At 57.1% G+C, this 879-nt stretch carries 1 protein-coding gene; it reads right to left on the bottom strand.

Translation table 11 applies throughout. The annotated features are described in order from the left end of the window. Positions 1–531: 531 nt before the first annotated feature. Positions 532–879: flagellin (locus ISP15_RS18240; RefSeq protein WP_404549412.1), on the bottom strand; the 348-nt coding region annotated here is incomplete at its 5' end.

Below are 879 nucleotides of genomic sequence, written 5' to 3'. Positions count from 1 at the left end.
TGGAAAGCTTCGACTGCGTGGTGGCCAGGTTCTTCTGGATCGACAGCGCCGAAGTATTGGTGTGCAAGCTCAACATGATCGTTTTTCCTCTAAGGGAGTAGATGTATTCGATTAGGGGTTAATGCGACCGTGCTGGTCACGAGGATATAAAACGACCGCGCGTAGAAAACTTTAAGCAGCATGCGATTTTTTTTGACTTTCAGCTCGCCTCGATCTTTTCCCCGCCAGGAAGAGGAAGAGAAACACGCGGCGCTCTCGCTCCCTCTCCCCTTCGGGGAGAGGGCTGGGGTGAGGGGACAACCTCGCGGGAAAGGGTGGCGTGCAAGCACGCTCCGCTCATCCTTCGCGCAAGCCCCGACCCCTCACCTCGATCCTCTCCCCGAAGGGGAGAGGAAGAAAACCACGCGATGCTTTTTTCCTCTCTTCTTCAGGAAGGAGAAAAGTAAAAAGCCGACCCCGAGGGGCCGGCTTTTCCTTCCATGGAACCATCAACACGCTGGAAAAACCTTCCATGGAACCCTTGCTTGCCGATTACTGGATCAGCGACAGCACCATCTGGTTCATGCTGCTGGCCTGCTTGAGCATCGCCGTGCTGGCCTGCAGCAGGATCTGCTGCGAGGACATGTTCGCGCTTTCCGACGCATAGTCCACGTCCATGATGCGGCCTTCCGCGTCAGTCGTGTTGCCTACCATGTTCGCCAAGTTGTTGTTCGTGTGTTCCAGGCGGTTCTGCACCGCACCCAGCGCGGAACGAAGCGTACCCACCGCGTCAAGCGCCTCGCCGATCTTGTCGATCATGCTGTTCGCGTCGGAACCATCGGCGATTTCCGTTCCCGCGCTAGCGGGCGGAGTATCACTGTAGCTCGCGCTCAATGCTTG

It is taken from the genome of Dyella jejuensis (assembly GCF_044904675.1).
Taxonomy (GTDB): Bacteria; Pseudomonadota; Gammaproteobacteria; order Xanthomonadales; family Rhodanobacteraceae; genus Dyella_B; species Dyella_B jejuensis.
The sequence above is the reverse complement of the archived record's forward strand: the minus strand, read 5'-3'. Positions and strand labels throughout refer to the sequence as shown.